The organism is Terriglobales bacterium, assembly GCA_035764005.1.
Taxonomy (GTDB): Bacteria; Acidobacteriota; Terriglobia; order Terriglobales; family Acidobacteriaceae; genus Gp1-AA112.
In genome coordinates, this window is the sequence record DASTZZ010000111.1 from 86,518 (window position 1) to 112,527 (window position 26,010).

A 26,010-nucleotide genomic window follows, 5' to 3' on the forward strand; every position below is an offset into this window, starting at 1 on the left:
AGTCTCCTTTGATGTAAACCCATCCCCTATAATGAAGTTTCCCGCCTTTTTAGGAGTAGATAACGACTGGGCATGGCCTCTGAACTGAAAGACACACTGAATCTGCCGAAAACTGACTTCGCCATGAAGGCGAATCTGCCGCAAAATGAGCCGAAAAGGCTCAAATTCTGGCGCCAAATCGGCATATATCAGCGCATCCGCGAGGCACGCAAAAATGCGCCTCCGTACCTGCTGCACGACGGCCCTCCATACGCAAACGGAGAGATCCACCTCGGCCATGCACTTAATAAATGCTTGAAAGATTTCGTGGTTAAGTCGAAGACGATGGCCGGCTTCGATGCCCCGTACGTCCCAGGATGGGACTGCCACGGCCTCCCGATCGAGATCAAAGTGGACGAAAAGCTGGGCCGTAAGAAGCTGGAGTTGGCGCCTGCACAGGTGCGCAGCGAATGCCGCAAGTATGCGCAGAAATATCTCGATATTCAGAGCGACCAGTTCCAGCGCATCGGCGTCTTCGGGCAATTCGACCATCCGTATTCGACGATGTCGCGCGAATACGAATCGGTCATCGCTCGCGTCTTCTTCGATTTCTGGGAGAACGGCTTCGTTTATAAAGGCCTCCGCCCCGTGTATTGGTGCATTTTCGATCGCACCGCGCTCGCCGAAGCCGAAGTTGAATACGAACAACATACAAGCCCTAGCGTTTGGGTGAAGTACGCACTCACCAGTCCGCCGGATGCGATCGATCCTGCTCTTATTAACAAACAAGTAAACACCATCATCTGGACGACCACGCCTTGGACGCTGCCGGCGTCGATGGCGGTAGCATTCCATCCTGATTACGAATATGTGGCACTGGAAGACGCGAAAAGCGACGAAGTCTACATCGTTGCTGATGGATTGGCCGAAGCGACTCGCGAGAACGCCGGACTAAAAGATGCTAAGGTCGTCGCGCGTTTCCCGGGACGAAAGCTCGAAGGCACAACTTTCCAACACCCCTTTCTTGATCGCAAGATCCTTGGCGTGCTCGCCGATTATGTGACTCTTGAACAGGGCACAGGCGCGGTCCATACCGCTCCATCACACGGCGCGGACGACTTTTACACCGGCGTGAAGTACGGGATCGATCCCACGTGTAACGTCGATGGAGCTGGACGCCTGCATAACGGCCTGCCCGAATATGAGGGCAAGACAGTCTTTGAGGCCAATCAGCCGATCATCGAGCTGCTCAAATCGCGTGACGTCTTGATGGGTGAGTCGAAGATCACACACTCGTATCCACATTGCTGGCGCTGCCACAATCCCGTCATCTTCCGTGCCACGGAGCAGTGGTTTATCGGTATGGAGAGCGCGATGCACAGCTCGACGCTGCGCCAGCGTGCGCTCGACGAAATCAAGAAAGTGAAATGGGACCCGGGTTGGGGCGAAGAGCGTATCTCAAACATGGTCGCCTCACGTCCCGATTGGTGTATCTCCCGGCAGCGCGTCTGGGGAGTTCCCATTCCGATCCTCTTCTGCGACGGCTGCAATCAGCCGCTGCGCTCGAAGACCGCCAACGAGGCCGTAATCGCGCTGTTCGCGCGCGAAGGCGCCGACGCATGGTACACACGCGAAGTAAACCAGATTCTGCCGGATGACGTGAAGTGCCAACAATGTTCCGGTAAGAACTTCCGCAAAGAGTTCGACATCATCGATGTGTGGTTCGAGTCAGGTTCGAGCTGGGCTGCGGTGATGAAGGAAAATGTCGCCGACATGTACATCGAGGGCGGCGATCAGCATCGCGGATGGTTTCAATCTTCCCTGCTCTGCTCTGTAGGCACCCGTAATCGCGCGCCGTACAAAACTGCCGTCACCTGCGGCTGGACACTCGACCCTGAAGGCCGCGCGATGTCGAAATCATTGGGCAACGGAGTTGATCCAGTAGAGGTCGCGAATAAGCTTGGCGCGGAGATTGTGCGCCTGTGGGTCGCGTCCGTTGATTTCCGCGAGGACATGCATGCTTCTGACGAACTCATGCAGCGCGTCGCCGACAACTATCGCGACATTCGCAACGCCTTTCGCTGGATACTTGGGAACCTCGACGGCTTCGAACCGGAGCGCGATCAAGTCACCTTCGAGCACATGGAGCCAATCGACCGCTATATGCTTCTGCTCACGGCCGATCTCGTGCGCGATGTGCTGCTTTGGTATGAAAAGTTCGAGTTTCACCGCATCTACCAGCGCGTGATCGCGTTTCGCACCAGCGAACTGAGCAACTTCTACTTTGATGTACTGAAAGATCGGCTCTACACCCATCCACGAACTTCGCAGGCGCGCCGCTCCGGGCAGACCGCCATCTGGCGCATCGGCCAGGCATTGGTCCGTCTGCTCGCGCCAATGATGAGCTTTACTGCGGAAGAAGTATGGCAGTTTCTGCCGTCGGTGGGAGAGAAGCCCGAAAGCGTACATCTAGCTCTCTTCCCCACTCCTGAAGAGGTACTGGGTAACACAGAACATACGCCCGATGTTTCGGGCAAATCGATGCCAAGTGGAACCGAACAGATTCGCGCTGACTGGGACCGTTTGCTACTCATCCGCGAAGAAGTCTTTCGCCATCTGGAGACCGCGCGCAAAGACAAGGTGATCGGCAGCGGACTGCAGGCCAAGGTCAGAATCTCCGCGCCTCCGGAAACTTACGTGTTGCTCGATCGGTATCGTGAAACTCTGCGCTACCTCCTCATCGTCTCTCAAGTGGAGCTACAGACGCTCGCAAGCAGCGGAAACGGCGCAGGCTTAAAAATTGAAATCTTCCCTGCGGACGGAAAGAAATGCGAACGCTGTTGGAATTATTCGACGCAGGTGGGAGCCGATCCCGAATTTCCGACGGTCTGCGAGCGTTGCAGCGGGTGGCTGCCGGAAATCCTTGCAACCGCAGGAGGACGAAGCTAGTCTTCAGAGAAGGCGATTCGCAACACAGTTTCGGTGCGCGGAGATGATGACGATTCCCAAACACCAGAGTCTTAAATCAGCAGAAAAGCTTCCGACCTCTCAAGCCGCGAAGCTTAGAAGCTCAGCAGCTTAGGAGCTTAACAGCTTTAGTTCAATGTCCACTGGGACTCTTCGCAAATACGTTCTGCTCATCGCCGGCGTGGTGCTGGCGCTCGATCGCTTCAGCAAATGGATCATCTCGCGCAGTATCCCGCTCCATGACAGCGTCAACGTGATCCCCGGTTTTTTCAAGCTGACGCACGTGACCAATGGGGGCGCGGCATTCGGGCTGTTTGCCGACTCTCCCTCTGAGTTGCGGATCGTCTTCTTGATCTTCTTTTCGCTGCTGGCGTTGGCGGTAGTTTTGGCGCTGCTCTGGAGACACACTCAGGGACTTAACAGCACCGCAGTTGCTCTTTCTCTGATTCTGGGTGGAGCATTCGGAAATCTTTGGGACCGTGTCCTATCCGGACATGTAGTCGATTTCCTGGAGTTTTACATCGGCCAATACGTCTGGCCAGACTTCAACATCGCGGACAGTGCAATTGTTGTAGGTGCGGCGATCCTAATGGTCGAAATCCTCTTCGCGCCCAAGCACCAACCTGCCTATAAAGATGGCGTAATCGCCCAGCCAAGCTCGGAAGCAGAGTAAGCCCGTACCGTTCGTTCGCCGGAGAGGTAATTGAAACCGCGAGATCGCGAATCCTCCGCGTCGGCTGCGGAATCTACCATTACAGATTTCTTGTTCGCGTAGGAGACCTATGAAATTGTTCAGTTGGCGGAAGCGCGAGAAAGCGGTGAATGGAACAGTGAAGGTATCGATGTACACCCTATCGATCTGCCCGTCCTGCAACAAGGCGAAGAAGTTCTTCACTGAGCGGTACATTCCATTCAAATTTATTAATTATGATCTAGCAGACGAGGCCACTCAGGAGAAGATCCTGCGCGAGCTCGAAGCTGAGCAAGTCGTGGCGTTTCCATTCGTTCGCATAGGCGATGAGGCGGTTCAAGGGTACGACCCGAAACGCTATGCCAAGCTGCTGGAGAGTGCTGAAAACAGCGAAGCTTCCGTTGCGGCATCCTAGGTGCGTCTCCTTCTTTCAGCCGCTGATAGTCCCTGCTCCCGAACGTCGGCTGAAGTATGCGGCCGAGCTCAGAGTCATCAAGCCACCGAGAATCCCGACAGTTCCCAGTCGCTCGTGAAGAATTGCCAGGCCCAGCAGCGTCCCAATCAGCGGCTCTAAATTAAGGAAGACTCCAGCCCGAGCCGCAGGTACGCGAGCCAACCCCCAATTCCAGAAGACGTATGCTCCGGTCGTAGCAAGAAATCCTTGTGCAATGACCGCAAGCCACACCCGCACAGAAAAATGAATCCGCACAGGATGTGTAGCTTCGGTCCAAACGAGCAATATAACTGTACCGATCAGGAGCATCGTCGCCGTAACCTGCAGCGATCCGTACTCCGTCATTAGGCGCTTGCTGATAAGAATCATCACAAGCGCTGCAAACATTGAGACGAACACAAGCAGATCTCCTGCGACCGTGGGCTGAGGACCGCCGACACTCTTTCTGGAAAACGCGATCAGTACCGCACCCAATGCGGACAGCAGCATTAGGGCATACTCGTAACCCTTCATCTTGTCCTTGAATAATGCGGCTGAACTCAGTGCAAGCAAAACGGGCAAGATGCCGACGATGAGCGAGGCGTGGGAGACGGTAGTGAGCTGCAGCCCTTTGAACTGCATGAGAAATTGCACAGGAACGCCAACGATGCTCGCGGCCAGAAGCAGCATCCATGCATGGCGATTATGAAATCGTGGAGGCCGCTTCCAGAGAATCGGCAGCAGCCCAAGAGATCCGAAAATAAATCGGTAGCCGCAGTTTTCGAAGACATTCATCTCGGCAAACGCGATCTTGCCGAAAAAAAATCCGGTACCCCAAAGACATCCAGCAGCGGCCAGGCTCACCACTGGCCACACTGAACTCGATCCGTGTTGAAGTTCTTCCGGAGTCTGCGTTTGTAACTGTGTACTGCTATCCGCCGCCATTGATGTTCAACTTAGGAGCTTAGCAGCCCAGACGATCCGGAAGCTGTAAGCTAACCAAAATGGCCGTTGAAATTTATCCTTCAGGCGCTTGGCGCGGCTTCTACAGCTATGGCCGTGGCGACCGGCATGACATGCAGCTGGATCTGCTGTTTTCCAGTGGCATACTTGCGGGCGATGGAATCGACGACGTTGGCAGCTTCGTCATGCATGGCGGCTATGATCCGCTTTCTGGAGCATGCCGTTGGACCAAGACCTACATTGGCTCCCACGATGTCACCTACTCCGGCGGACGTGACGGCACCGGCATCGCCGGAAACTGGCAGCTTGAGCGCACCGCCACTGGCACCTTTCGCATCTGGCCGGCACGAGGCAGTGATGCCACCGACATGGATGAATCCCTCCAGTTGCTTGAGCCCATCCAAGCTGGACTCTGAGTTGGCCAGGCTGTTGTGGGGTTGGCACAACTATGTGATTTCCCCGAACAACGAGCATAGCCCGAACCTATCGCTCACGTGGCACGCGAAAGTGAAGAGATCAAATGGCCTCTCGAAATCAGAAGTAAAGCCGGACGCTCTGGCGCTGTATCAGGGAAACAAGAGCTACTATGGACAAGCTTTCTCCTGCTGAGCCTTAACAAACATGGCGCAATCCTATAGTGAAAGACTCGCTGACGTTATCTTGCCTGACACCGGAGGCAACAACGTTAGACTTGGCTCCCTTTGGCAGGAGCGTCCGGCTGCGGTGGTCTTCCTTCGCCACTATGGCTGAATCTTCTGCCGCGAGCACGCCGCACAGTTGCGCGAGCATCAGAGTGAATTTGACCGAAAAGGCGCAGGGCTAGCAGCAATCGGACTGGGAGACCCGCATTACGCGCGTGCCTTCCGAGAAGAATCTGGCATCAAATTTCCGCTCCTTATTGATGAGCTACGGCAGGCTTATCGGACCCTGGACCTGAAGCAAGCTAATCTGTTTCATTTGTTCTGGAAAGTGAATAGCCTGGGACGCAAACGAGCGAAAGCATCCGGGCATCGCCAGCACAAAATGGGCAAAGATCCTTTCCAGCTGGGAGGCAGTTTCGTTTTTGGTCCTGGAAACGTGGACCATTTCGTCCACATCAGCGAGACTTTCTCTGACAACGCTCCGCCGGACGTACTCTTGAGCGCGATTCCTTAAATCGCTTTTCACGATGGAAACACGGAGAACACGGAGAAACAATTGCTGATTATGCAATTCAGAAACCGAGGAATTGACTATGAGTGAAATGGGGCGGCGGTTGTCAGTACTGAAGTTCTCAATTGTCCTCCATGGATGCGTGGTGAAATATTCGGTTAAGCCGAGGTATTGGTTGCGACCTCTGCCTTCCATTGAAAGCACAAATTGAAGCCATCCGGATCATGAAGGTAAAGTTGCTTCATGCCGTAGTAGGCGATCTGCGGCTTCTTAACCGCAACTCCGCGCGCAATCAGGTGCTCATAAACCGCATCGACGTCCGGCGCTCCGAAGTACAGACAAGTATCGTCATGGCTGCTGATGCGCAGCGGATCGGGCATTGATGGACGATTCTCGTACTCGTATGCGGTATTGAGCATCAGGTCAGCTCCACCAAGCCTAAGCCACACCCAATTGTGATTCGGCGCGACAGTATTGCTGTCTGTCGTCACGATCTCAAAGCCAAGCACATCGCAATAAAAGTTGAGTGACGTCGCCATGTCAAATACCTGGAGCAACGGCGTCATACCGCGGACATCGGGTGCCATGTTGGAACTCCCTTGTCGAAAGTTGTAGCACGATGTCTCTGGTAATAAAAACAAGGGTGTCGTAAATGCGACACCCTCGTGTATCGATTTAAAGTTACTGCGTCTGTCCGCAATTCAAGGGTTGCGGATCTGACAAGTGCGGGAGCACCGTCTCATCCGGATAGCTGTACGCGTTGTCAATGGCACTCGAGTTCTTTTCAAACATGAACCATGGCAAAAGCGCTTCGTTCTGTGGATGGTAGGTGAAGCCATCAATGGTGACCGGATAGGTAGGACGCGGCAAGTCTTCAATCACATCGCCGTCTTCCATTACGTCCTGGCACTGACCGGCGGGGTTTTGCCAGAAAGGCGTCACGTTGTGGAGACCGTCGAAGGCAACAAATGGATCGTTGAACGTTTCGGCGATTTCGTGGCTGTGCGCGGTTACATCCTGGAATCCACCACCGAAGAGTCCTGGGCTGATCCAGCTCGCATAGTTCATGACATAGAACTTCGTGCGATTTCCATTGGCGGCGTCTCCAGCTTCAACATCAAAGCTGTGGAAGCCAAGCACGCAACAATCGCTGGTGCTGCTGCCAAACAGATACGCGTTCGGAAACAGGAACGAAGAAATGTCCTGCGGAGTCATGCGCCCCGCCACCTCGGCCGCACCGATGACGGTCGAATTGTCAGGAGCGGCCGGTGGAAATAGCAGCCTCGTAAATACACTTTCCTGAATGAGTACAAACCGGCAGCAGGTTCCGTCCGGATTCAGTGCGAACTGATACGCAGGAAGCGGATCATCTTTCGTCGGCACGTGTTGAACGATTGTCATGACCTCGGCTGGTTTCAACGAAGGGCTTAACAGAGTGTGCCAGTCCGCACGCGCGTGATTTCCGAATTCGGCACGTTGGACCGCATCGGTTATCTGCGTGGGAACTTGGCTGCTGCTATAGATTGAATTGCGGAAGACCGGGCCATTAAGGAACGGCTGTACGAATGGGGTGACGTCGGAGAAAAGACGCTGGCATCCTGCAGGAGCGGAACCATCCGCAGGATTCGCACAAGTGACCGTTTGTCCGTTGACTACTTTCACGTAACGGACCGAGCCATCGGAATTGCGAAGATCCAGCGAGACCGGAACCACTGGAGCGTTGAAAACCGTCGTTCCCCCATGGGCCGGATCGTTTCCGACCATGCTGTATTCCCAAATGTGGTGCGGAGTACCGTCGAAGTAGATTCCTTGTGCTTCGAAATGACCGGTGAAGTTCGTGAGTGTATCCACGCCAGCGGGAAAACCATGTGGAGTAGGAATATTGCCCTTCCCGTGCAAACCACCAGCATTGTTCGTATGTTTTACGTGCATACCCATTAGATAGTTGTCAGGCACTACGTCATCATCGGACGCGAATGCCGCAAAACTAAAGAGCGCAAGCGACATCAAACAAAGACCAATTTTCTTGCTAGCCGACAAAAATTGGCCAGAGCGACTAGATCCTTTTTTCAAGAACACCTTAGACTCCTTAGCGGATTTGTGTGTAGACAAGCCCGCCTACGATACTGCTACTCGGGTCGGGATGTAAATGCATTTGGTGCGGATGATCAGGGATGGAAATACGCGGTGATTACCGCGTCAAGAGAGTTGCCGAAATACTGCAAAACTTTGCGTTTTCCAAGATAGCGTGATGCAGTTAAGTGCAGTTTTGGAACCTTCGTCTCGCCTAATCGTCAAGCTAATAAGACGTGTCCGGCGCGACACCCGCGGTCGCACTATCCGCCAGAGCGCTTTCATTGCTGTATCGAATCACTTGCTCGTAATCTTCGGAGAGGATTGAGCGCAGTTTCGAGAGATCGAGTGTATAGCTGCCAATCAAATACGGGAATGAATCGGGCGGGATCGACGTGACGCCCATGTTCCACATCGTATTTATTAAGGCGCGGCACATGGTGACCGTGGGAACACGCTTTACGGGAGTGTCAATGATTTCGGCACACTGAGCCACAGTGAGCGAATCGCCTCGGCTAGCGACGTTGAGAATGGTGAGCGGATCGGAAGCCTTGGGCCTCGCCAGCAGCCATGCGATCACTCTTGCGACGTCATCGACATGGGCAAATTGCAACTTGTGCTCCGTGAAGCGCTTGCCCATGGGAAGAATGATTGGCAATTTGCTTTTCCTGCGAGCCAGCATTCTACCCAGTCGTCCTGCTCCGTATGCCGTGCCGCGAATGCAATCGATCATGTAATTCTGAACGGTTGCTCCAGCGAAGATGTGCGGACGCAGAATGTAAACATCGCACCCTCCAAGACTCTGGACGCGTGCCTGGACCGCGAGCTCGGCCTCTTTCTTGTGAACTGCGTAGGTGAGGGTGTGCGCTTTCAGTTCGTCATTTTCCCGCGCAGAACGTTTGAGATTGGGACCATAGACCGACACGCTACTGAGGTGAATCAGCTTCTCGAGACTGGCACCCATTCTGTTGGCTTCGGCAATCGCCTCCAGAACGCGCGCGGTGCCAGCGACATTGATGCGCCACATGCGATCCCGATCGAGAATGCCCGTGCGCAGCGGATCGAGAACGAAGGCGAGATGTACAATGCCGACTGCATGTGTTTCGCGCAGGATTGCCGCCATGCGTCCGCAGGACGATTCTTGCCCTAGATCGATCTTTTCAAATTCGATCGAGCTTTCGATTCCCTCAGGCGGAGCGATATCGAGCCCAATGACGTGGAACTCTTGAAGCAGCGGCAATAGGCGTCGTCCGAGACTTCCGGAGACACCAGTTACCAGCAATGCGGGCTTCTTGGAAGCCATAGCTATTTCGGCGTGGGCGATTGGGTCGTAGTCGGAGGATTGCCTTGCCCCGATCCAATACCCCGCGTTGGCGATGACGTCGGCATCATAGGGCGAGCGGCGGCACCTTCAGGCCCGAAGTACACGTCGTTATATTCCGCCTTGCTCGCACTCATGATCTTCTGCCGCGAATCTGCGAGATGCTGTTGGGTGAGCCGACGCTTGATGTCGTCCTTCACCTGATCGAACGGCAGTTCCTTTTTGGAATCAAGCTTGTAGATCGTATAGCCGATGGAGTCTGAGAAAACCTCGGATACGTCGCCGGCGTTGAGCGTAAAAATCTTTCCTTCCTGAGCCGGGGGAAGACTTCCTCGCCGTCGCGACCCGAATTTCGTGCTGGGTGGCGTTGTTGTGTTCTTCAGTTGTTCGTAGGCCGTCTTCTCAACTTTTTCCGGATCGTCTCCTGCGACGAGCTGCTTGTGAGCCTCGTCGGCGATTGCCTGCGGATCAGCAGCGGCCGGCTGCGCAGGCGCAGTTCCGGGATTCGTTGGAGTGGCCGGATTGCGGGGAATGAAAATCCTCGTCAGCGTTACCTCTTCAAAAGCGGAAGGATTCTGATCGTAGTACGCCTTCTCGTCAGCCTCGCTCACATTTGCAGCTTCGGTCTGAAGCTTGCGTTCTGCGGTCTGCGCCAGCACCTGCAAGCGCGCGATGGCGAGTTGCTCTTCGTATTCCGGATCTTTGTTGATCCCCAACTTCACACCTTCGTTTGCCGCAGTGAGAAGCTGCACGTATCGCGTTGCGATTTGTCGATTCACGTTAGCCGGCGCATTGGGAGCGACAGCTTTCAGGAGCTTCTCGAACTCCGCTCGCGTAATTTGCGTCTTGCAGGACTTTGGTGACTGCACCTCCGAGGTCTTCGCGCTGGCGCTCCTGGAAACCGTCGAGTGGGCCGGAGCGGCCGGTTTTATGGTTCCATTGAGGGAAATGTCGCAGATGCCATCGATCGTAATCACTGGTGTGCTCTCGGGCACGCTCGCAATGGATGGAGCGACCGGTGACGCAGGAATCGTCGAAGGTGTAGTTGAGCTTTGTGTAGGCGCAGATTGTGGAGCCGTCGTACCGGGAGCTGCTTGTCCAAAGGCAAAGCACGCGCCGGCTAGAACGTATGTACAGAAGAAGAGCGAATGACGCTGAATCAAGATGCCTCCACGATGAACGGGGAAAATCGATGCTAGCACAGGCAAAACGAATGCTGTGCCTCTGAGTAAGACGGCCGTATAACATTAGGGTACCAGCCAGATGGCCACCTCTTACATCTCGGGCGCCGACAGCGTACGGAGCGAAAAGCGTTCAGTGGCGCGCAATTCCGTCATCGCTGCCGTGGGGATTACCGCGCTCAAGATTTTCGTCGGAATCGCAACCGGCAGCTTGGGACTCATTTCAGAGGCGGCCCATTCTGGGCTCGACCTGGTCGCGGCGGTTATAACGTTCTTTTCGGTTGGTGTTTCGGATAAGCCCGCTGACGCGGACCATCAATACGGCCACGGCAAAGTTGAGAACTTCTCTGCTTTCATCGAGACTGGCCTGCTGCTTGTAACGTGCATATGGATTCTCAGTGAAGCGGTGCGCAGGCTTTTCTTCCATCACGTCTCGATCGAGCCCTCGATCGCAGCATTCGCGGTTCTATTTCTCTCGATGGCTGTGGACTTTTGGCGTTCTCGCGCGTTGGGTAAAACCGCTGTTCGATATGACAGCCAAGCCCTCGAAGCCGACGCCCTGCACTTCACGACAGACATTTGGTCGAGCGGCGTAGTCGTAATCGGACTCGCCTTGGTATGGGTCGGCCATCGCATGGGCATTCCCTGGCTGCGCGTGGCTGATCCCTTGGCAGCGCTGGCCGTCGCAGGCGTCATTATTTATGTAAGTTCGCGGTTGGCGCGGCAGACGATAGATGCCTTGCTCGATGCGGCTCCGACCGGGGTTCGCGGCCAGATCATACGAGCTGTGGCCGACATCCATGGCGTGCTCGATGTCGATCGTGTTCGGGTTCGCCGCGCTGGCAATAGATACTTCGCTGAAGTTCAGGTCGCGCTGAATCGCAATGCAACCTTGCAGCATTCCGAGAGCATGGCATCATCCGTGACCGATGCCGTTCACAGCGTGCTTCCCGATGCCGACGTTACCATTCGTACGCTTCCCCGAGCCACTGGAGCAGAAAGTATTTTCGATCGCATCCATGCAGTAGCGGCGCGGCATAATCTTGGCGTTCACGACGTCAACGTTCAGGACCTGAACGGGAAATTGCATGTCGAGCAGCATCTGGAACTGGATGAGCGTATGTCCCTGAAGGACGCCCACGACTTCGTTACCGTCCTCGAGTCAGAGATGCGCAGCGAAGTTCCCGAGATCGATTCGATCCTTACGCACATTGAGAGCGACTCGGCGACCATCGAAACCGGCGATGCCACGTTTCACGATGCTTCTCTGGAGAAGAAGCTCAGAAACATAGTCGAGAGAGAATTTCCTGAGATTATCGATTTGCATGAGATTGTCTTGAAGAGAGTGCGGAATCGCATCTATCTCTCTTGCCACACTACCTTGCCAGACGATCTGTCGCTGGCGCGCGTTCACGATATTTCAACGGCGTTGGAAATTCGTTTTAAGCAGGCTGCTCCAGAGCTTTTCAAGGTACTCATCCATACCGAACCGCAGACGGATAATCGAAGATGATTGCAGACAAACTCCAAACCCGGGAGCGAAACTAACGGTATATGCAAAAACATAAAGTCGTAGTATTCAGCCAGCCTGGCTGACCGCCGTGCCGCACTGCCGAGGCCTTCCTCTCGGAGAGAGGAATCGATTTCGAAATACGAGACGTTTCGCGCGACTACTCGGCTGTCCGAGATTTGGTCGGAAAATATCAGAGCCGTTCCACTCCTACCATCGTTGTTGGCGACCAGGTGATGATTGGCTTCGATCCCCAGCGACTCGAACAGATGCTCCAGGCTTAGCGCCGCAAAAATCGAAGGCTACCTGCTCATCGCTGCCGCAGCGTTCTGCTACGGAGCTTCGGCGGCGGTCGGCAAAGTTGTCTTCAACGGACAAAGCTGGCTGCACGGAACCAGCATCGATCCTCTCATCCTCTCGCAGGCGCGATCGACCTTCGCCGTACTCGTCCTGCTTCCACTCGTCGCTGCCGGTCCTGGAGTGGGAACGTTACGCGCCAGCCGTCGCACGCTGTGGAAATGCGCAGCTATGGGAGTCTTGGGCCTGTGCGGCGCCAACTTCTTCTATTACTACGCAATCGCCAAGAGCACCGTTGCAACCGCGATCACGGTGCAGTACACCGCTCCAGTCTGGGTTTATGCATACACAGTCGTGGCGAGACAGCAGCGCATATCGTGGCTTCGCAGTTTGGCCGTGGTGCTGGCATTCGTAGGATGTGGACTAGTCGCGCTTACCGCGCCGCAGGCTCATCTAAAGGCAAGCACCATCGGAATCGTTGCGGCGCTGGGTGCCGCGTTTTCCTACTCGTTCTACAACGTTATCGGCGCTGATCTGCTCAAGCAGTTTTCCCGCTGGTTGGTGCTCTTTTATGCGCTTCTCTTCTCAACGATCTTTTGGCTGATCGTGAATCCTCCATGGCGCGTCGCAGCCCAGCATTACTCCGAACGCGAATGGTTGTTTCTTTTCGGATTTGCAATCATCTCGATGCTCCTGCCATTCGCTCTGTATCTCGGAGGACTTCGCCTGCTTGATCCGACCAGCGCGATCGTAACTAGCTGTCTCGAGCCAGTGTTCGCCAGCGTGCTCGCGGCAACTTTTGCAGGTGAGGGCTTGCGTGTGTGGCAGATTGTCGGGATGGCGCTGGTGCTGAGCCAGTCAGTGGTGATTCAACTGCCTGAGCGCGGTGAAAGGAAGCGGGAAAGGAGTGTGTAGTGGGGCCGTTGGCCTTTGTCATTCCGAAAACAGGCTCACGCGCAGTTTGCGTGAGCCGGAGTGAGGAATCCCTATTGCACCCATGCGTTCGAGGTTAGGATGCGTAGGAGTCGATAGGGATTTCTCCGCCAAAACCAGGCGTTCGGAATGACAGAACAGCCGACTAATACTCCTGTTGCATCGACTTCGCCTCATCCCAAGTAACGCGCCGCTTGTTGCGATAGGCCAGATTGGCCATGTGGCCCGCGACGGCCGAGAGATATCCGATCTCAACCGGCGCATTCGGCTGCTTGCGCGAGCGCACGCAGTCGATCCAGTTCTGCATGTGATTCTGATCGGGAGTCTCGCCGGTGAGCGCGGCTCCGTCTTTACGGTTCACCTTTTCGGGATAGTAGCGCGTGGCCGACTCCGAGCGTCCGGTGACCATATTCTGCTCGCCCGAGACGTGCTCGATGGTGCCATCGCTGCCGAGGATGTGTTCGCCCAGGCCGTAGTGGCTGTTGCTGAACGTGGATTGCCAGATCACTACGATATCCTGCGGAAATTCGAGCGTGACGGCGATGGTGTCGGGAACCTCGCGTCCGTCTTTCTCTGAGAACACGCCGCCCGACATCGTCGCAGCACTCGGCACTGGCAGATCAAGCGCGCTCATGATCCAGGAGATCTGGTGAACCATGTTCTCAGTAATGTTGCCGCCGGAGAATTCCCAAAACAGACGCCAGTTGATGAATTTGTTCGCGTCGAACGGCTGCGATGGACGTCCATTGAGGAACGCTTCCCAGCGGATGTTCTCCTGATTGCAGTCCGACGGAATCGGACGCACCCACTGCCCTTTGCCGTGCGGAGTGTTGCGGCTCATCCACGATTCGACCATGGTCACTTTGCCGACGATTCCATCTTTAATCCACTTCTTCGTATCGGCCAGTGAGCCGTCGCTTTCGTGCTGCAGGCCAAGCTGAACGATACGATCGGAGTTCTTCGCGGCGCGCAGGCACTCTTCCGCTTCCGGAATCGACCACGTCATCGTCTTCTCGGTATAGAGGTCTTTGCCGGCCGCGATTACGTCAACAAAATGACGCGCATGGATGTGCAGCGGGCTGGCCACGATCACCGCGTCGATATCTTTCTGGTCGAGGAGCTTGCGATGATCGTCGAAGGTCTGGATGTTGGGAACTTTGGCTTTGGCTTCCTCACGACGGCGTGTGTAGATGTCGGCCATGGCGACGAGTTCCACATTGGGCACACGGGTAATCTGTTTGAGCAACTCGCTGCCGCGTCCGCCAACGCCGATCATGCCGACGCGCACACGGTCATTGGCGCCCAGCACGCGCGCCGGTGGATACAGCATGAATGCAGCGGTGCCGAGGGCAGCCTGCTTTATAAAGTCACGCCGCGCAATAGATGTGTCTGACATAGTGCCTCCTGGATTATGACTGCGTTGTTACGGAACCGCCGGCGGTAGCCGGTGGGGCAGCCGTGTCTTTTGCGGCTGCGCGATCATGAGGTTCCGCGCTACTCTTTCAACCCGGAGCTGGCCTTCTCGGCCAGCTCCGGCCCACCGGCTACCGCCGGCGGTTCCGTTAACTGCACCCAACCGCATCTCGCACGCGCGCGGCCTGGTAAATCGCTTCCACCACCGCCACGCTTCGCCGACCTTCTTCGCCGCCGCACACGGGATCGCGACCGGTTTCAATTGCCTGCACGAAGTCCTCGATGATTCGCTGGTGTCCGCGAATGTCGCCCACGACTGGAGAGCTTGCGCTGGCGTTTTGGTCTGCCGGTTCGATCTCATCTGCGAGGGCGGACGGATTGCGCAGATCGAGACGCGTGATGCGATCCTGCTCAATGCGAACCGTGCCTTCGGTTCCGGTAATCTCAACCCGTCGAGGATAGCCGGGGAAAGCCGCAGTAGTCGCATGCAGCGCGCCGACTGTTCCATTCGCAAACTCCAGAGTCGCAACGCAAGTATCTTCGCTCTCGATGTGATGGAGTGCCGTTTTTGTGACTGATTGCACGCGCGTGATATCGCCGAGCAGATAGATGAGCAGATCGACGGTATGAATCCCCTGATTCATTAATGCCCCGCCGCCATCGAGGGCAAGCGTGCCGCGCCACTTCGATCCGGAGTAATACTCTGGCGGACGATACCATTTCACTGCGGCTTCGACCAAAATGGGACGCCCAAGTTTTTCCGAATTGATCCAATCCTTCACGCGCAGAATGTCGGGCTTGAGGCGGTCTTGAAAGAAGACTCCGAGCTTTACGCCGGCAGCGCGTGCCGCTTTGATCAGTGCATCTGCGCGCTTGACCGTCACATCGATCGGCTTCTCCGTGAGCACATGCAGGCCGCACTGCGCGGCGGCAATGCCTTCGTCGGAATGAAGAGCCGACGGACTGCCGAGCATCACGATATCCAGCGGTCGATGCGAGAGGAAGCGATCAAAGTCGCTGTACGGTTCGCCGCCGTATTTCTGAGCAAGCGTCCCGACCTTGGCCGAATTTGTTCCGTAGATCGCAGCGATGTTCAGCCCAGCGGCAGCGGCGGCGCGGATGTGAGTCTCCGTAATGTTTCCGCCGCCGGTGAAGCCCGCGTGAAGCATTGTTTAGGAAAGCGCTCCGGCTTTCTGCAGCTCTTCTTTCATGCCTGCCCAGCTCTGACGCGTAGATTCCTCCGGAGTCCCGCCGCCGCGCCAGTGCGTCTCGAGGCTGGTCGCGTATTTGTAGCCTTGCTGCTTGAGCGCCTTGAACTGCCCGGTCCAGTCGATGAGCCCGCGACCCATGGCAGCCCACTGCTTGCCCGAACCGTCGGGCTTGTTCTGGATGTCTTTGCAATGGACGTGGCCGATCCGTTCCTTTGGCAAGGCGTTGTACCCATCCGGGAATGCCTTCTCACCGCGCATCGCCGCATTGCCCGGATCCCAATTGACCATGAAGTTCTTCGCCTTTACGGCAGAGAGCAGACGCCCAGCTTCTGCGCCGGTAGCCGTGTTGCAGGCGAACTCGTTCTCAAGAACCAGAATGATCTTTTTCTTCGCAGCTTTGTCGGCCGCATCGCGCATTTTGTCGTCGATTGCGGCGCGATAGGGAGCCTGATCGTCAAGCCGCCAGAAATCAAAGATACGTACGCGATCGGTGTTGAAGGCCTTCGCCAGTTCGAACGCGCGCTCCAACAGCTCGTCCTGCTGCTTGAATGTGAAATCGGCATTGAAGGTGTCGTGCCGCTCGCGCTCTTTCGAGGGCGGTGCGCCCGGCCAGTCAACTTTGAAAACCGGGCTGGCGATATCCGTCACCCGCATCTTTGCTTTTTCGAGAATCTGGCGAGCTTCGTCGATCTCCTTGGAATCGAGCTTCAGAATGTTCTTGTTCCACATCCCGCGCAGCTCGATCCAGTTCATACCGAACTCGCGCGAGGCGACATCGACTGCGTGCCCGAAGTCCTGACTGATCTCATCGTTGATAACTGCGACGCGAAATTGGGAGTTCATAGGCTGACTCCCACACGGTCATGAAGATAGTTCTTGCTGATCAATGCAGAGTCCTTTGGTGTTCGCGAAGGATCGGGAACGGCATCAAGTTCAACCACAGCCCAGCCGCGGAAGTTGTTGTCTTCGAGTGCCTTGAAGCTTGCCGCGACATCGACGCGTCCGCGGCCGAGTTCGACGAAGCGGTAATCGCGCCCGCGCCTTGATTCCTCTTTTGGGATGCTCTCAACATCCTTGATGTGCACGAACAGCAGACGATCTTTGTACTTCTGAATTGCTTTTACCGGATCGCCGCCACCTTGCACGCAGTGCGCGATATCGAGCTCGAGCTTCACGTAACGCGGGTCGCTCGCATCCATCACGCGATCCATTTCTTCCGGGCTTTGTCCCAGCGATCCCATGTGATTGTGATATCCAAGCTTCACATCCAGGTCCGCAGAGCGTTTGCCGATTTCCGTGAGCATCCGGCCAAGCTTCTTGTAGTCGTCGGCGGTGGCTTCGCGTTTGGGACGCATGTCGATCATTTGCAGGTAGAGCCCATGCGCATCATGCATGTACCTGGCATTGGCGCTGTGCTTCGCAATCTCAGCTTTTTCGTCGGGCGACTCCATATTTATGCTGCCACTCGAGAGCGCGACGAACGTGAGATGGTGCTGGTCAAGCAGTCTGGCTACTTCGTTCGGGTCGGGAATTTCCTTCACCACATTCGAACGCAGTTGAATGCCCGCATAGCCAAGGGACGCGATGTCATCAATCGCCTGCCGATCGTTACCGCCCCAGGTAATCGACGCATATCCAATCTTGATATCGGCCGGTGCAGACGAAATCGGAGTGTCAAAATAGGAAAGATCCATCGGCGGATACAGCGGCTCGAACGCGGCAAGCGCGGGCATCGGCAATGCCGCCACCGCTCCCGCTGCAATGAGCCCGCCTAAAAAATCACGACGCGAAAAAGAAGACATTCTTCTACAGTCCTCCTCGGAACCTTATGACCAACCAACAACGATACCGCTCCAGCTCTGCTGAAGTCTATTTCGTCCCAGCAGCGACACGTGGCAGACGATTTGGATCGATTCGAATCAAGTTTGTCGGTTTGCAGCGCGAAAAAGACAACGACCGAGACAGCTCATCGCCGTCTCGGTCGCGACTTGTTTTAGAAGGTGAACTTCGCGCTCAACTCCAGCACGCGATTTCCATCACCGACCGCGCCGTTTTGGTCACCAGTTCCTGTGATACGGCCGTAAGTTGATGACGTGATGCTCACGCTGGGATTACTGAAATGCGGCGTGTTGGTGATGCTGAATGCCTCAGCCCTAAACTCGAATCCCATCCTCTCCTTGACTGGAAACTTGCGGGACAAGGATGCGTCGAGATTGAAGTAGCCAGGGCCGGAGAACTGATAGCGGCGCATATTGCCGAGTACGCCGTTGCCTTGCGGTTGAACGAAAGCAGTAGTGTCGAACCATAGATTAGTGTCGACTCCACCTAGTACATGGAAGGGAGCGACCTGGTTCGGATACTGCGTCGATCCCGGCGCGTTGAGAGCTTTGCCATCCGCAGTGAAGTGCAGCGGGGTGCCGCTCATGCGCGTCAGGACTCCACTGATCCCCCAACCACCGAGAATCCAGCTTGCCGGACCGGAGTTGAGGAATTTCTTGTTTTTGCCGAACGGCAGCTCATAGACGTAGCTTTGGACAAAAACATGCGCTCGATTACGGCTTGTGACGGTGTAGTTGCGCTGGAAATCAAGGTAGTTGTCAGGGCTGCCATCATCGGCGCCCATATCGGACCGATAAGCGAGCGCTTTTGACCAAGTGTATGAAGTCGTCAGCAGGAAGCCGTTCTTGAACTTCCTGTCAAGGCGAGCTTGCAGCGCATTGTAGTTAGAAACAGTGGGCTTGAACAGGAAAGTCGTGGTTGCAGTACGGCCGTACTGCACACAGAGCGCTTCGACCGTGCAAGTGTTCGTGAGCCCACTAGAATTGACTGCCGGTGTGAGCGCAGCATTCAGGTTGTAAGCAACTGGAATTTTCACTCCATGATTGCCAACATACGCCAAGTCCATCACAAAGTTTGCAGGCAGGGCCCGCTGAATTGAGAGGTTATAGGACTCGACGTAGGGCTCCTGGAAGTGCTTGTCGACGACGTTGTACGGATCGCCGTTGCTCGGAGTCACAGTTCCATCGCTGGCGATGGCAACCGTACTCGGCGCTGGAAATCCATTCGGGAAAGTTCCCAGCAGGCCATTACTGAAAAAGGGGAACGCGAAACTGTTCGCTTGATTGGTGCCCTGATTCTGTCTTTCTGGGAAGTTAAACGCGTACTGATTATTAGTAAACGGCTCGTAGCTGATTCCAAAGCCGCCGCGGATGACAGTTTGCTCGCTAAGGCGATAAGCAAGACCCACACGCGGAGCGAAATACTTGTAGTAAGTTTCGCGGCCAAGATTCAGAGGATTGCCATCGATACCTGCAAGCACGAGCCGATTAATCGAAGGATCATAATTGGAGTACCGACCGGGACGGCTCGGAGTTGCCGGCAGATAGAGCTCCCATCGCAAGCCGGCATCGATGGTTAATTTCGGTGTGGCATGCCATGTGTCCTGACCGAAGAAGAATGCCTCGGTCTCACGCCACGAGCCGGATACCAGAGAAATATCGCGGCCTACCTGCGTGGGTGCATCGATCAGGAATGCAGCGAAGTTGTTGGCTTGCGTAGAACTACACGCTTTGCCTGAGCAACTGGTATCCCCATTGAGCGACGTGGTGCCCGTACCAAAAGTGAAGTGTCCGCGAGGTCCGAAGGTCTGCGCCTGGACTAGATCATCACGAAGGCGGCGAATATCAGCGCCCCACTTGAACGTGTGATTGCCGCTGATCTTCGTCCAGTTGTTGACGACGTCGATGTTGGTCTCGCCGCGATCCCATGGCTGGGAAGCCGAGTATCCGACAAAGGGATTGCCGAACCCGTTTTGAATTTCCACCTGCGTCAGACCGCTGGTGAACGCATCCAAGTTCGCGCCCGGAATGCCCAGGGCAGTAGTTGCCGTTGAGCCGTGATCTGAAGTGACAGCGATATTCCGATAGTGGCTGATTCCCGCGCGGGTCTCCATCACGAGAGTCGGAGAGAAGATGTGCGTTTCGTTAATCGCTCCGCTCTGTTCGTGTTGGTTACCCGGACCCTGGAATCCGATCGGGCCACCAGCAAGTCCAAACATCGGCTGCTGGAACGGGTTCTGCACGGCGCGGCTGAAGCGAAACGCGAGTCGATCTTTCTGGCTGAAGTTGTGATCGATCTTTGTATCGAACGACCAACTGTCTTTCCTGAATTGAGTGTTTTCCTGATAGTTGCTGGTAAGTCCCGGAAGATTCGTGTGCGGAACGAGTGCAAGAATCTTCAGCGAGATCGGATCCATCATTGCGAGTGGAACTATGTTGGTACACGTTGGAGCTCCGGTGCACGCCGGATTGTAAGCATCTACGAGCCCGTTCCGCCCCTGGATGGTTGCTGTCCCAGGAGTGGATGAGGCGAAAATCGCCGCTCGCCCTGTTCCGTCCGCATTTCCCGTGAAGGGATTATAAATATTCGATTTGCCGGACGTTATCGCCGCTCGTACGTCTCCATTGCGGAACGCATCGTTCGGCAACTGCGTGAGCTGGAACTGACCGCGGATGTCGTTGATCCGGAGCAGGTCGAAGAAGAAGAACGTTTTGTCCTTGATGATCGGGCCGCCAATGGTTCCACCGTAGTAGTTGAAAGTCGTACGCGGTACAGAACCTGCTCGCTGAAAATAGGTGCGCGCTTGCAGAGCGCTGATGCGGTTGAATTCATACAACGAGCCGTGAAAATTGTTTGTGCCCGACTTCAGAATCACATTCGTGACTGCCCCGCCTGCGCGCCCGAACTCCGCCGCGTAATTGCTTGTCGTGACATCGACGGTCTGAATCGCCTCGGCCGGAGGAACGTAGATCTGAAGGAGGCCGGTACGTTCGTCGTCGTTCACGCCTTCAATTGCAAGCTGGTTGAACTCTCGCGATTGTCCGTTGACCTCGACGGAAAGCGTGTCCTGCGGGTTGAAGAACTCTGAGTGATCTCGGTGTGGTTTGTCGGTACCAGGAATCAACGCAAGAAAATTCTGGAAATTCCTATTAGCGCCACCCACCGGCAATTGCTCCAATTGCGTGGTCTCGATGTTTTGGCTCACGTCCGCGCGATCGGTCTTGAGCAGAGGCACCGCTCCCGTGACTTCCACGGTTTCGGTGACAGCACCTAACTCCATCGTCATGTCCACACGGACGCTCTGGTTGACGTCGAGGCGCACACCAGTTCTCGTCACTTTCTTGAAACCGTGGGCTTCGGAGGTCACGTCGTAGTTGCCAGGCGGAAGATTCGGGATAACGTAGTTTCCGCTGGCGTTGGTTTCAGTCGTGTGGGGAATCCCGGTGCCCTGCTCGGTAACAGTGACCTTTGCGGCTGGCACCACGGCGCCTGATGAATCAGTCAACGTGCCAAGCAGTGTGCCGTTCACGGCTTGACCGAACATTGTGGTTGCGGAAAGCACTAACACGCACGCAACTAGATTTAGAACTGTACGGGCTCTCTTACTGGCGGACATCTCTCCTCCTGGCCGTTTTGTACAGCGAAAAACAGAGTTGTTTAGGCGAACCGCATGTTGACTGACAACTGCAGCCACTGTCAAGACGGGCAAGACAATCGATTTAGCAAAAGCAAACGATGAAGTGGATCGGGTGATGGGATGATCGCATGAGAAGCCGAAAACCCGACGCGGATTGCGCGGATGGGACGCGGATCAACGCGGAAAATTTTGCTCGGCTTCGTTCCCCGCAAAGATATTTCGTACCAGGCCTAATCTGATTTTCCGCGTCTATCCGCGTCCCATCCGCGCAATCCGCGTCAGGTTTTCGCTGCACTCTCTCGTCTAGCCCATTTCGCCTATTGCAACCACGAAATAGTTTGCGGGACTATCGCCGACGTTCTTAATCCCGTGCAGATCATTTCCCGTAGCTAATCCCACGCCGCCCGGACCAAGGCGATGCGTCTGACCATTGATATTCAGTTCCACGGTGCCTTCACGGATAAGCCAGAACTCGCTGTGCTTGTGACGGTGCGGTGCGTGGGGCATCGATCCGGGAGCGAGCGTCGTTTCGTGTACCTCGACGTGCTCACCGGTTGAAAGCTTGCCGTTCACGACAGGACGCGTGGTGTGTCCGTCGCCTTGTTTCTTCTGAAGCTCGTCAAAAGGAAAAGTGGTGGAAGTGAGAGTCTGATCGTTCGCTGCCCAGGAACTGGCCAGGGCGAGTAACGGCATTGCCACGCACAACTCACGGCGATTCATCGTTCGCGTTCTCCTTGTATGGATTCTGTCGCGAAATCAAGTTTGCCCATCGGGATTGAGCTCAATGGTGCGCACATTGTAATCGGGACACTCCGACAGTTCGCGTAATGAGGCGATGTAGCACTCACCGAGCGGCGACTTTGATGTCGAGCGTCTGCTTGCCGCCGATCTGCACTGGCGTGCCGTGCGCGAGATAAGGACGCAGCACATCCGGCGAGCCCCACTCCAAATCCCATCCATTGCGAATGGCAATTATCGTGTACCGTCCAGGAACGACGTCAGGCAGCATAAACGTTCCGTCGCTGTCGCTTTGATCGCGACGAAAAAGGCTGGCATTATCGGAAATATCCTCCGGTACGAGCACGACCATTGCGCCAGGAAGTGGCTTGTCACCATTCATGACAATGCCGTTGATCGTGCCTACGCCTTTCGATGCGACAATCGAAAGCTCAATCGGCTGCGCGCCTGTAATTTCAATCGTGCGTCCGCTCACGCGCGCGCCGGTAGCGGAGAGGCTGCGAATCGCGTATCCCGGAGCGTTCGCGAGCATAGCTACGTATCGACCAGAAACTTCCGGCTGCACGTTGAACTCTCCGCGTTCATTCACGCGCGCTCCCATCGAATTGCCGGAGCCGAGGTCGCGAAATTGGAGAAACGCATTCTGGGGAGGCGTGTCGTCGAACTTCACTACTCCATGAACCCCCTCAAGATTTGCGCCAGCAGACACATCGATATCGCCACTCTGCTGAACATTAAGGCTTTGCCTCTGGTTGGTAGGGCCAGTGGGATCGAAATGATGAAGATTGAAATCGTAGTTACCCGGAGCGATCCCGGAGATCTCCATCTCGCCCTGCTCGTAAACAATATTCGCCTGCTGAAATCCAACCGGCTGCCCAAAGGCAATCTGCCGGAAGCTTGGCTGCGCAGGTGGCTGGTTCCCTTCTCCGCTGCCCTGCCGAATTGTTAGATGTAGTGATTGCACTGGCGTGAGACTAAAGTCGGCGCTGATGCGATCGCCTGCGCGCAACACGATCGCTCCCGCTTCATCCGCGTCCATTGTTCCTGGGTAATAGACGAGTGGATAAGCAACATCCAGCGCGGGATCAATCTCAGTCGCGTGCTGATTGAATCCACTACGCCGATATCCACCCTGGAAGTAGCGGCGATACCACGGCTGCGCCGAAACGACCAGGTAGTAAGTCCCCGGTCCCAGATGCCCAAAACGGTACTCGCCGAGATCATCGGTAGCGGAGAGCCCTCGACGCTCAGTCGTAGAGCGCCCCATATCGTTCCGTTTTTGGAACAACCACACCTGAGCGTCACGGACTGGTTCGTTATGCTCGTCGAGAACGCGTCCGGTAATCGCACTCATCGGACGCATGCGGAAAACGATGCCGGTAGAAACCTTTTCTGGACCAACCACAATTGCGGTGCTGAAGCCCTCGTGCTGATCAAACGACTGAAAGAGAAATCCTGGAGCCTGTGCGCCGAGGTTGTACTTTCCGGGGGTAACGTTATGAAAGATGAAGGAGCCGTCCGTACCCACTTCCGATCGCCGCGGCTGGTCTGCTTCACGCGAAGCCCTCAGCTGCACGAAGGCGTTGTGGACAACTTCTCCCGAAGCCCAATTCACCAGAGTGCCACTCACCTCAAATTGCCCCCCGGACGCACTCGCCGCCTGCTTCGCTCGTGCGCACGTTGCTAAGCAAAGAAAAGCGAGAATGGAACCGATGAGCTTCATGGCGTGGGGTGAATCACATCTAGGGTTACCCGAGCCTGCTCTTCGGGACTCAAAGTAATGTGAGCCGCGTGCGAGAGATAGGCGCTCAGTGCTTCCCGATTGCGATATTCGATTCCATCCAGGCGATCGAAGGCCAAGACGTCATAACTGCCCGGAGCCAGCCCCTGCACGTGAAACTTTCCTGACGGATTGAAGAATAGCTGTCGCGGCGCAGATTGGGTCGCGCCTTCGGGAACCATCAGGACTACGCCCATCTGGCCAGGTGTGGAGTTCTGCACATTCCCATCTACGGAAGCAGCATCGTCGCGCAACAAAACCTCAATCGGCTGTGGATCGGAACCTTCAGCGACGACCAACGGCTGCGAAAGCAAATCCAGTCCACCGCTCGTCATGGACGCCACGTAAGAGGAGCCGTTCCCTTCTGCCTCAACGTCGTAAGTTCCCGGCTCCAGCCCGCGAATCATTGCCGGCGCGTCCTGGCCCTCGCGATTGGCCGAAAACTGCTGAAACGGCGGCTTACGGGAGATGAGCCAAACGCGTCCCAGGAATGACGCCGCGAACGAACGGCGACCTGAACCGCCGCCCACAAATCCCAACCCACCAGGTACACGTTGCGACGATTCCGGCTTGGTAAAGTCCGTTTGGTACTCGACCGGAATCGAGAGCGTGCGCGATACACCAACATGCAGTTCGGGAATGTTGCCGGTTACTTGAATGGGAACGTCAGCAAAAAGCTGCTCACCCTCGGGGCTTCGTCCGTTGAATCGCAGCCGATATGAGCCGGCCGGAACAGGAAATGCCTGAAACCGACCTGTCCGGTGATCGTAGCGAACACCTACATCCACGTGATCGCCATCGACATCCGACAAATATAGCCCACCATTGTCGGTGCCGCCGGCGATCATTCCCGAAATGCGATACGCGGGCACACGCCTCACTCCAAAATCTACACTCGCGTGCTGGCCGGGTGCGAGTCGCAGCGGAGTGGCAGCGCCCATTTCGCGCACGCCCGGATAGTACTGCGCCGGGACGACTTCAAACTTTCCTGTGTCGCTCTGCTCTTCGCCAATCGGACGCGCACGATTGTTCGGTCCCGCTTCGACGTAATAAGTTCCCGGCCGCAGATCTGCAATGCGGAAGTTTCCGTCTTCGTCGGTTTGGCGATGTCCGAACTGCTGCCATACGCGGCGTCCATTCATGATCTGGCTGAAACGCAGGCGCACAGGAACACCGCTGACCGGCTCGCCTTCAGGATTCTCCACGTGTCCGCTGATTACTGCTTCGGGCACGAGTTGGATGGTGATGCTGGTGGGATGATCGGACAACGTTGCCATGAACGGTGTGCGAGCTTCGCCAATCTCATTCGAGCCAAAAAATCCTGGCTTATGCGCCTGGACGCTAACCGATGGAGAGCTCAGATGATCGAACTCGAAATTCCCATTCTGGTCTGCGAGTTTTGCGCTCTGGTCGGCCTGAACAAGGGCATAGGGAATTGGTGCGCCCGTGAATGAATTTACGACCGTGCCGGTGAGGACGTAAGCAGGAGGAGTTTGCTGATTGTCCCCGAAGCCTTGAGCTTCGGCACGAGACAAAAGAGCTGCGAGCGCCGCAATCAGTACAGCACAACCAACCCAGAAACGACCCCGGGCAACACAACACCGCATGCGAATAAAGCTAGCTGAGAGTTCCTGCTCAAGGCAAGCGGAACGCCGTGCGGGTGGAACCCTCCGACTACGGGGTGGGAGCCCCCGACTTGAGTCGGGGGCGCACGGCGCTAAGCCGTGCGTCTTCGTCGTGCAATTAAGAGCTGCGCTTAGCGCTGGTCCATGCGCGAAGCGCGCTTGTGGTCAGACTCCTTCATCGCGGCACTTGCAGGACGAAAACGAAGCTCACTCCCAGATTGTCGTGTTTCATTGGCGAGATCAAATGCGCGCGTCGCGCGTCGGCCA

General features: G+C 55.8%; 21 protein-coding genes. 8 read left to right on the plus strand and 13 right to left on the minus strand.

Annotated elements, in window-relative coordinates:
- Positions 1-72 precede the first annotated feature (72 nt).
- The 3 genes from ileS to VFU50_18480 all read left to right on the plus strand — a co-directional run bounded on the left by ileS (position 73) and on the right by VFU50_18480 (position 4,052).
- Positions 73-2,928 (plus strand): isoleucine--tRNA ligase, encoded by a 2,856-nt coding sequence (gene ileS, locus VFU50_18470; protein ID HEU5234848.1) that lies wholly within the window; start codon positions 73-75, stop codon positions 2,926-2,928.
- Between the two features lie 154 nt (positions 2,929-3,082).
- A complete protein-coding gene (lspA, locus tag VFU50_18475; protein HEU5234849.1) occupies positions 3,083-3,619 on the plus strand; it encodes a signal peptidase II in 537 nt (178 codons plus the stop codon).
- 109 nt (positions 3,620-3,728) lie between these two features.
- Entirely contained in the window at positions 3,729-4,052 is a 324-nt protein-coding gene (locus VFU50_18480) for a glutaredoxin family protein (GenBank protein HEU5234850.1), read from the plus strand.
- Between the two features lie 15 nt (positions 4,053-4,067).
- On the opposite strand, the gene VFU50_18485 is transcribed toward VFU50_18480, so the two are convergent.
- On the minus strand, positions 4,068-5,015 hold the full coding sequence (locus VFU50_18485; GenBank protein ID HEU5234851.1) for a DMT family transporter: 948 nt from the start codon (positions 5,013-5,015) through the stop codon (positions 4,068-4,070).
- 59 nt (positions 5,016-5,074) lie between these two features.
- On the opposite strand from VFU50_18485, the gene VFU50_18490 reads away from it, so the two are divergent.
- The 3 genes from VFU50_18490 to VFU50_18500 are packed head-to-tail and all read left to right on the plus strand — an operon-like array spanning position 5,075 to position 6,188.
- Positions 5,075-5,449, plus strand: coding sequence for a hypothetical protein (locus VFU50_18490; protein ID HEU5234852.1), 375 nt, complete (start codon positions 5,075-5,077; stop codon positions 5,447-5,449).
- A 1-nt stretch (position 5,450) separates the two neighbouring features.
- A complete protein-coding gene (locus VFU50_18495; GenBank protein HEU5234853.1) occupies positions 5,451-5,642 on the plus strand; it encodes a hypothetical protein in 192 nt (63 codons plus the stop codon).
- Positions 5,643-5,654: 12 nt separating this feature from the next.
- A complete protein-coding gene (locus tag VFU50_18500; protein HEU5234854.1) occupies positions 5,655-6,188 on the plus strand; it encodes a peroxiredoxin-like family protein in 534 nt (177 codons plus the stop codon).
- 155 nt (positions 6,189-6,343) lie between these two features.
- Here the strand turns inward: VFU50_18500 and VFU50_18505 are convergent, their stop codons facing one another.
- The 4 genes from VFU50_18505 to VFU50_18520 form a co-directional block, all read right to left on the minus strand.
- Positions 6,344-6,772 carry a VOC family protein gene (locus VFU50_18505; GenBank protein ID HEU5234855.1) on the minus strand — a complete coding sequence of 143 codons (429 nt, stop codon included), beginning with the start codon at positions 6,770-6,772 and terminating at the stop codon, positions 6,344-6,346.
- Between the two features lie 94 nt (positions 6,773-6,866).
- Positions 6,867-8,192 (minus strand): hypothetical protein, encoded by a 1,326-nt coding sequence (locus VFU50_18510; GenBank protein ID HEU5234856.1) that lies wholly within the window; start codon positions 8,190-8,192, stop codon positions 6,867-6,869.
- Positions 8,193-8,484: 292 nt separating this feature from the next.
- A complete protein-coding gene (locus VFU50_18515; GenBank protein HEU5234857.1) occupies positions 8,485-9,561 on the minus strand; it encodes an NAD-dependent epimerase/dehydratase family protein in 1,077 nt (358 codons plus the stop codon).
- Between the two features lie 2 nt (positions 9,562-9,563).
- Positions 9,564-10,742 (minus strand): peptidyl-prolyl cis-trans isomerase, encoded by a 1,179-nt coding sequence (locus VFU50_18520; protein ID HEU5234858.1) that lies wholly within the window; start codon positions 10,740-10,742, stop codon positions 9,564-9,566.
- A 100-nt stretch (positions 10,743-10,842) separates the two neighbouring features.
- Between VFU50_18520 and VFU50_18525 the strand changes: the two genes are divergently transcribed.
- Both VFU50_18525 and VFU50_18530 read left to right on the plus strand, forming a co-directional pair.
- A complete protein-coding gene (locus VFU50_18525; protein HEU5234859.1) occupies positions 10,843-12,273 on the plus strand; it encodes a cation-efflux pump in 1,431 nt (476 codons plus the stop codon).
- 237 nt (positions 12,274-12,510) lie between these two features.
- Complete coding sequence (locus tag VFU50_18530) at positions 12,511-13,482, plus strand: DMT family transporter (GenBank protein ID HEU5234860.1); 972 nt, start codon at positions 12,511-12,513, stop codon at positions 13,480-13,482.
- 163 nt (positions 13,483-13,645) lie between these two features.
- Here VFU50_18530 and VFU50_18535 read toward each other — a convergent pair whose 3' ends face one another.
- From VFU50_18535 to VFU50_18570, 8 genes are all read right to left on the minus strand, one after another.
- Positions 13,646-14,896, minus strand: coding sequence for a Gfo/Idh/MocA family oxidoreductase (locus VFU50_18535; protein HEU5234861.1), 1,251 nt, complete (start codon positions 14,894-14,896; stop codon positions 13,646-13,648).
- A 166-nt stretch (positions 14,897-15,062) separates the two neighbouring features.
- Positions 15,063-16,082, minus strand: a complete 1,020-nt coding sequence (locus VFU50_18540) for a Gfo/Idh/MocA family oxidoreductase (GenBank protein ID HEU5234862.1) — start codon at positions 16,080-16,082, stop codon at positions 15,063-15,065.
- A gap of 3 nt (positions 16,083-16,085) precedes the next feature.
- Complete coding sequence (locus tag VFU50_18545) at positions 16,086-16,967, minus strand: sugar phosphate isomerase/epimerase family protein (protein ID HEU5234863.1); 882 nt, start codon at positions 16,965-16,967, stop codon at positions 16,086-16,088.
- Entirely contained in the window at positions 16,964-17,926 is a 963-nt protein-coding gene (locus tag VFU50_18550; protein ID HEU5234864.1) for a sugar phosphate isomerase/epimerase, read from the minus strand. Before VFU50_18550 ends, VFU50_18545 begins: the two co-directional genes overlap by 4 nt.
- 191 nt (positions 17,927-18,117) lie before the next feature.
- Positions 18,118-21,507 (minus strand): TonB-dependent receptor, encoded by a 3,390-nt coding sequence (locus tag VFU50_18555; protein ID HEU5234865.1) that lies wholly within the window; start codon positions 21,505-21,507, stop codon positions 18,118-18,120.
- 396 nt (positions 21,508-21,903) lie between these two features.
- Complete coding sequence (locus VFU50_18560) at positions 21,904-22,320, minus strand: cupin domain-containing protein (GenBank protein ID HEU5234866.1); 417 nt, start codon at positions 22,318-22,320, stop codon at positions 21,904-21,906.
- 124 nt (positions 22,321-22,444) lie between these two features.
- The gene (locus VFU50_18565) at positions 22,445-24,061 is read right to left on the minus strand and encodes a carboxypeptidase-like regulatory domain-containing protein (protein HEU5234867.1); all 1,617 of its coding nucleotides are present in this window, start codon (positions 24,059-24,061) and stop codon (positions 22,445-22,447) included.
- Complete coding sequence (locus VFU50_18570; protein HEU5234868.1) at positions 24,058-25,653, minus strand: carboxypeptidase-like regulatory domain-containing protein; 1,596 nt, start codon at positions 25,651-25,653, stop codon at positions 24,058-24,060. Before VFU50_18570 ends, VFU50_18565 begins: the two co-directional genes overlap by 4 nt.
- Between the last annotated feature and the right edge of the window lie 357 nt (positions 25,654-26,010).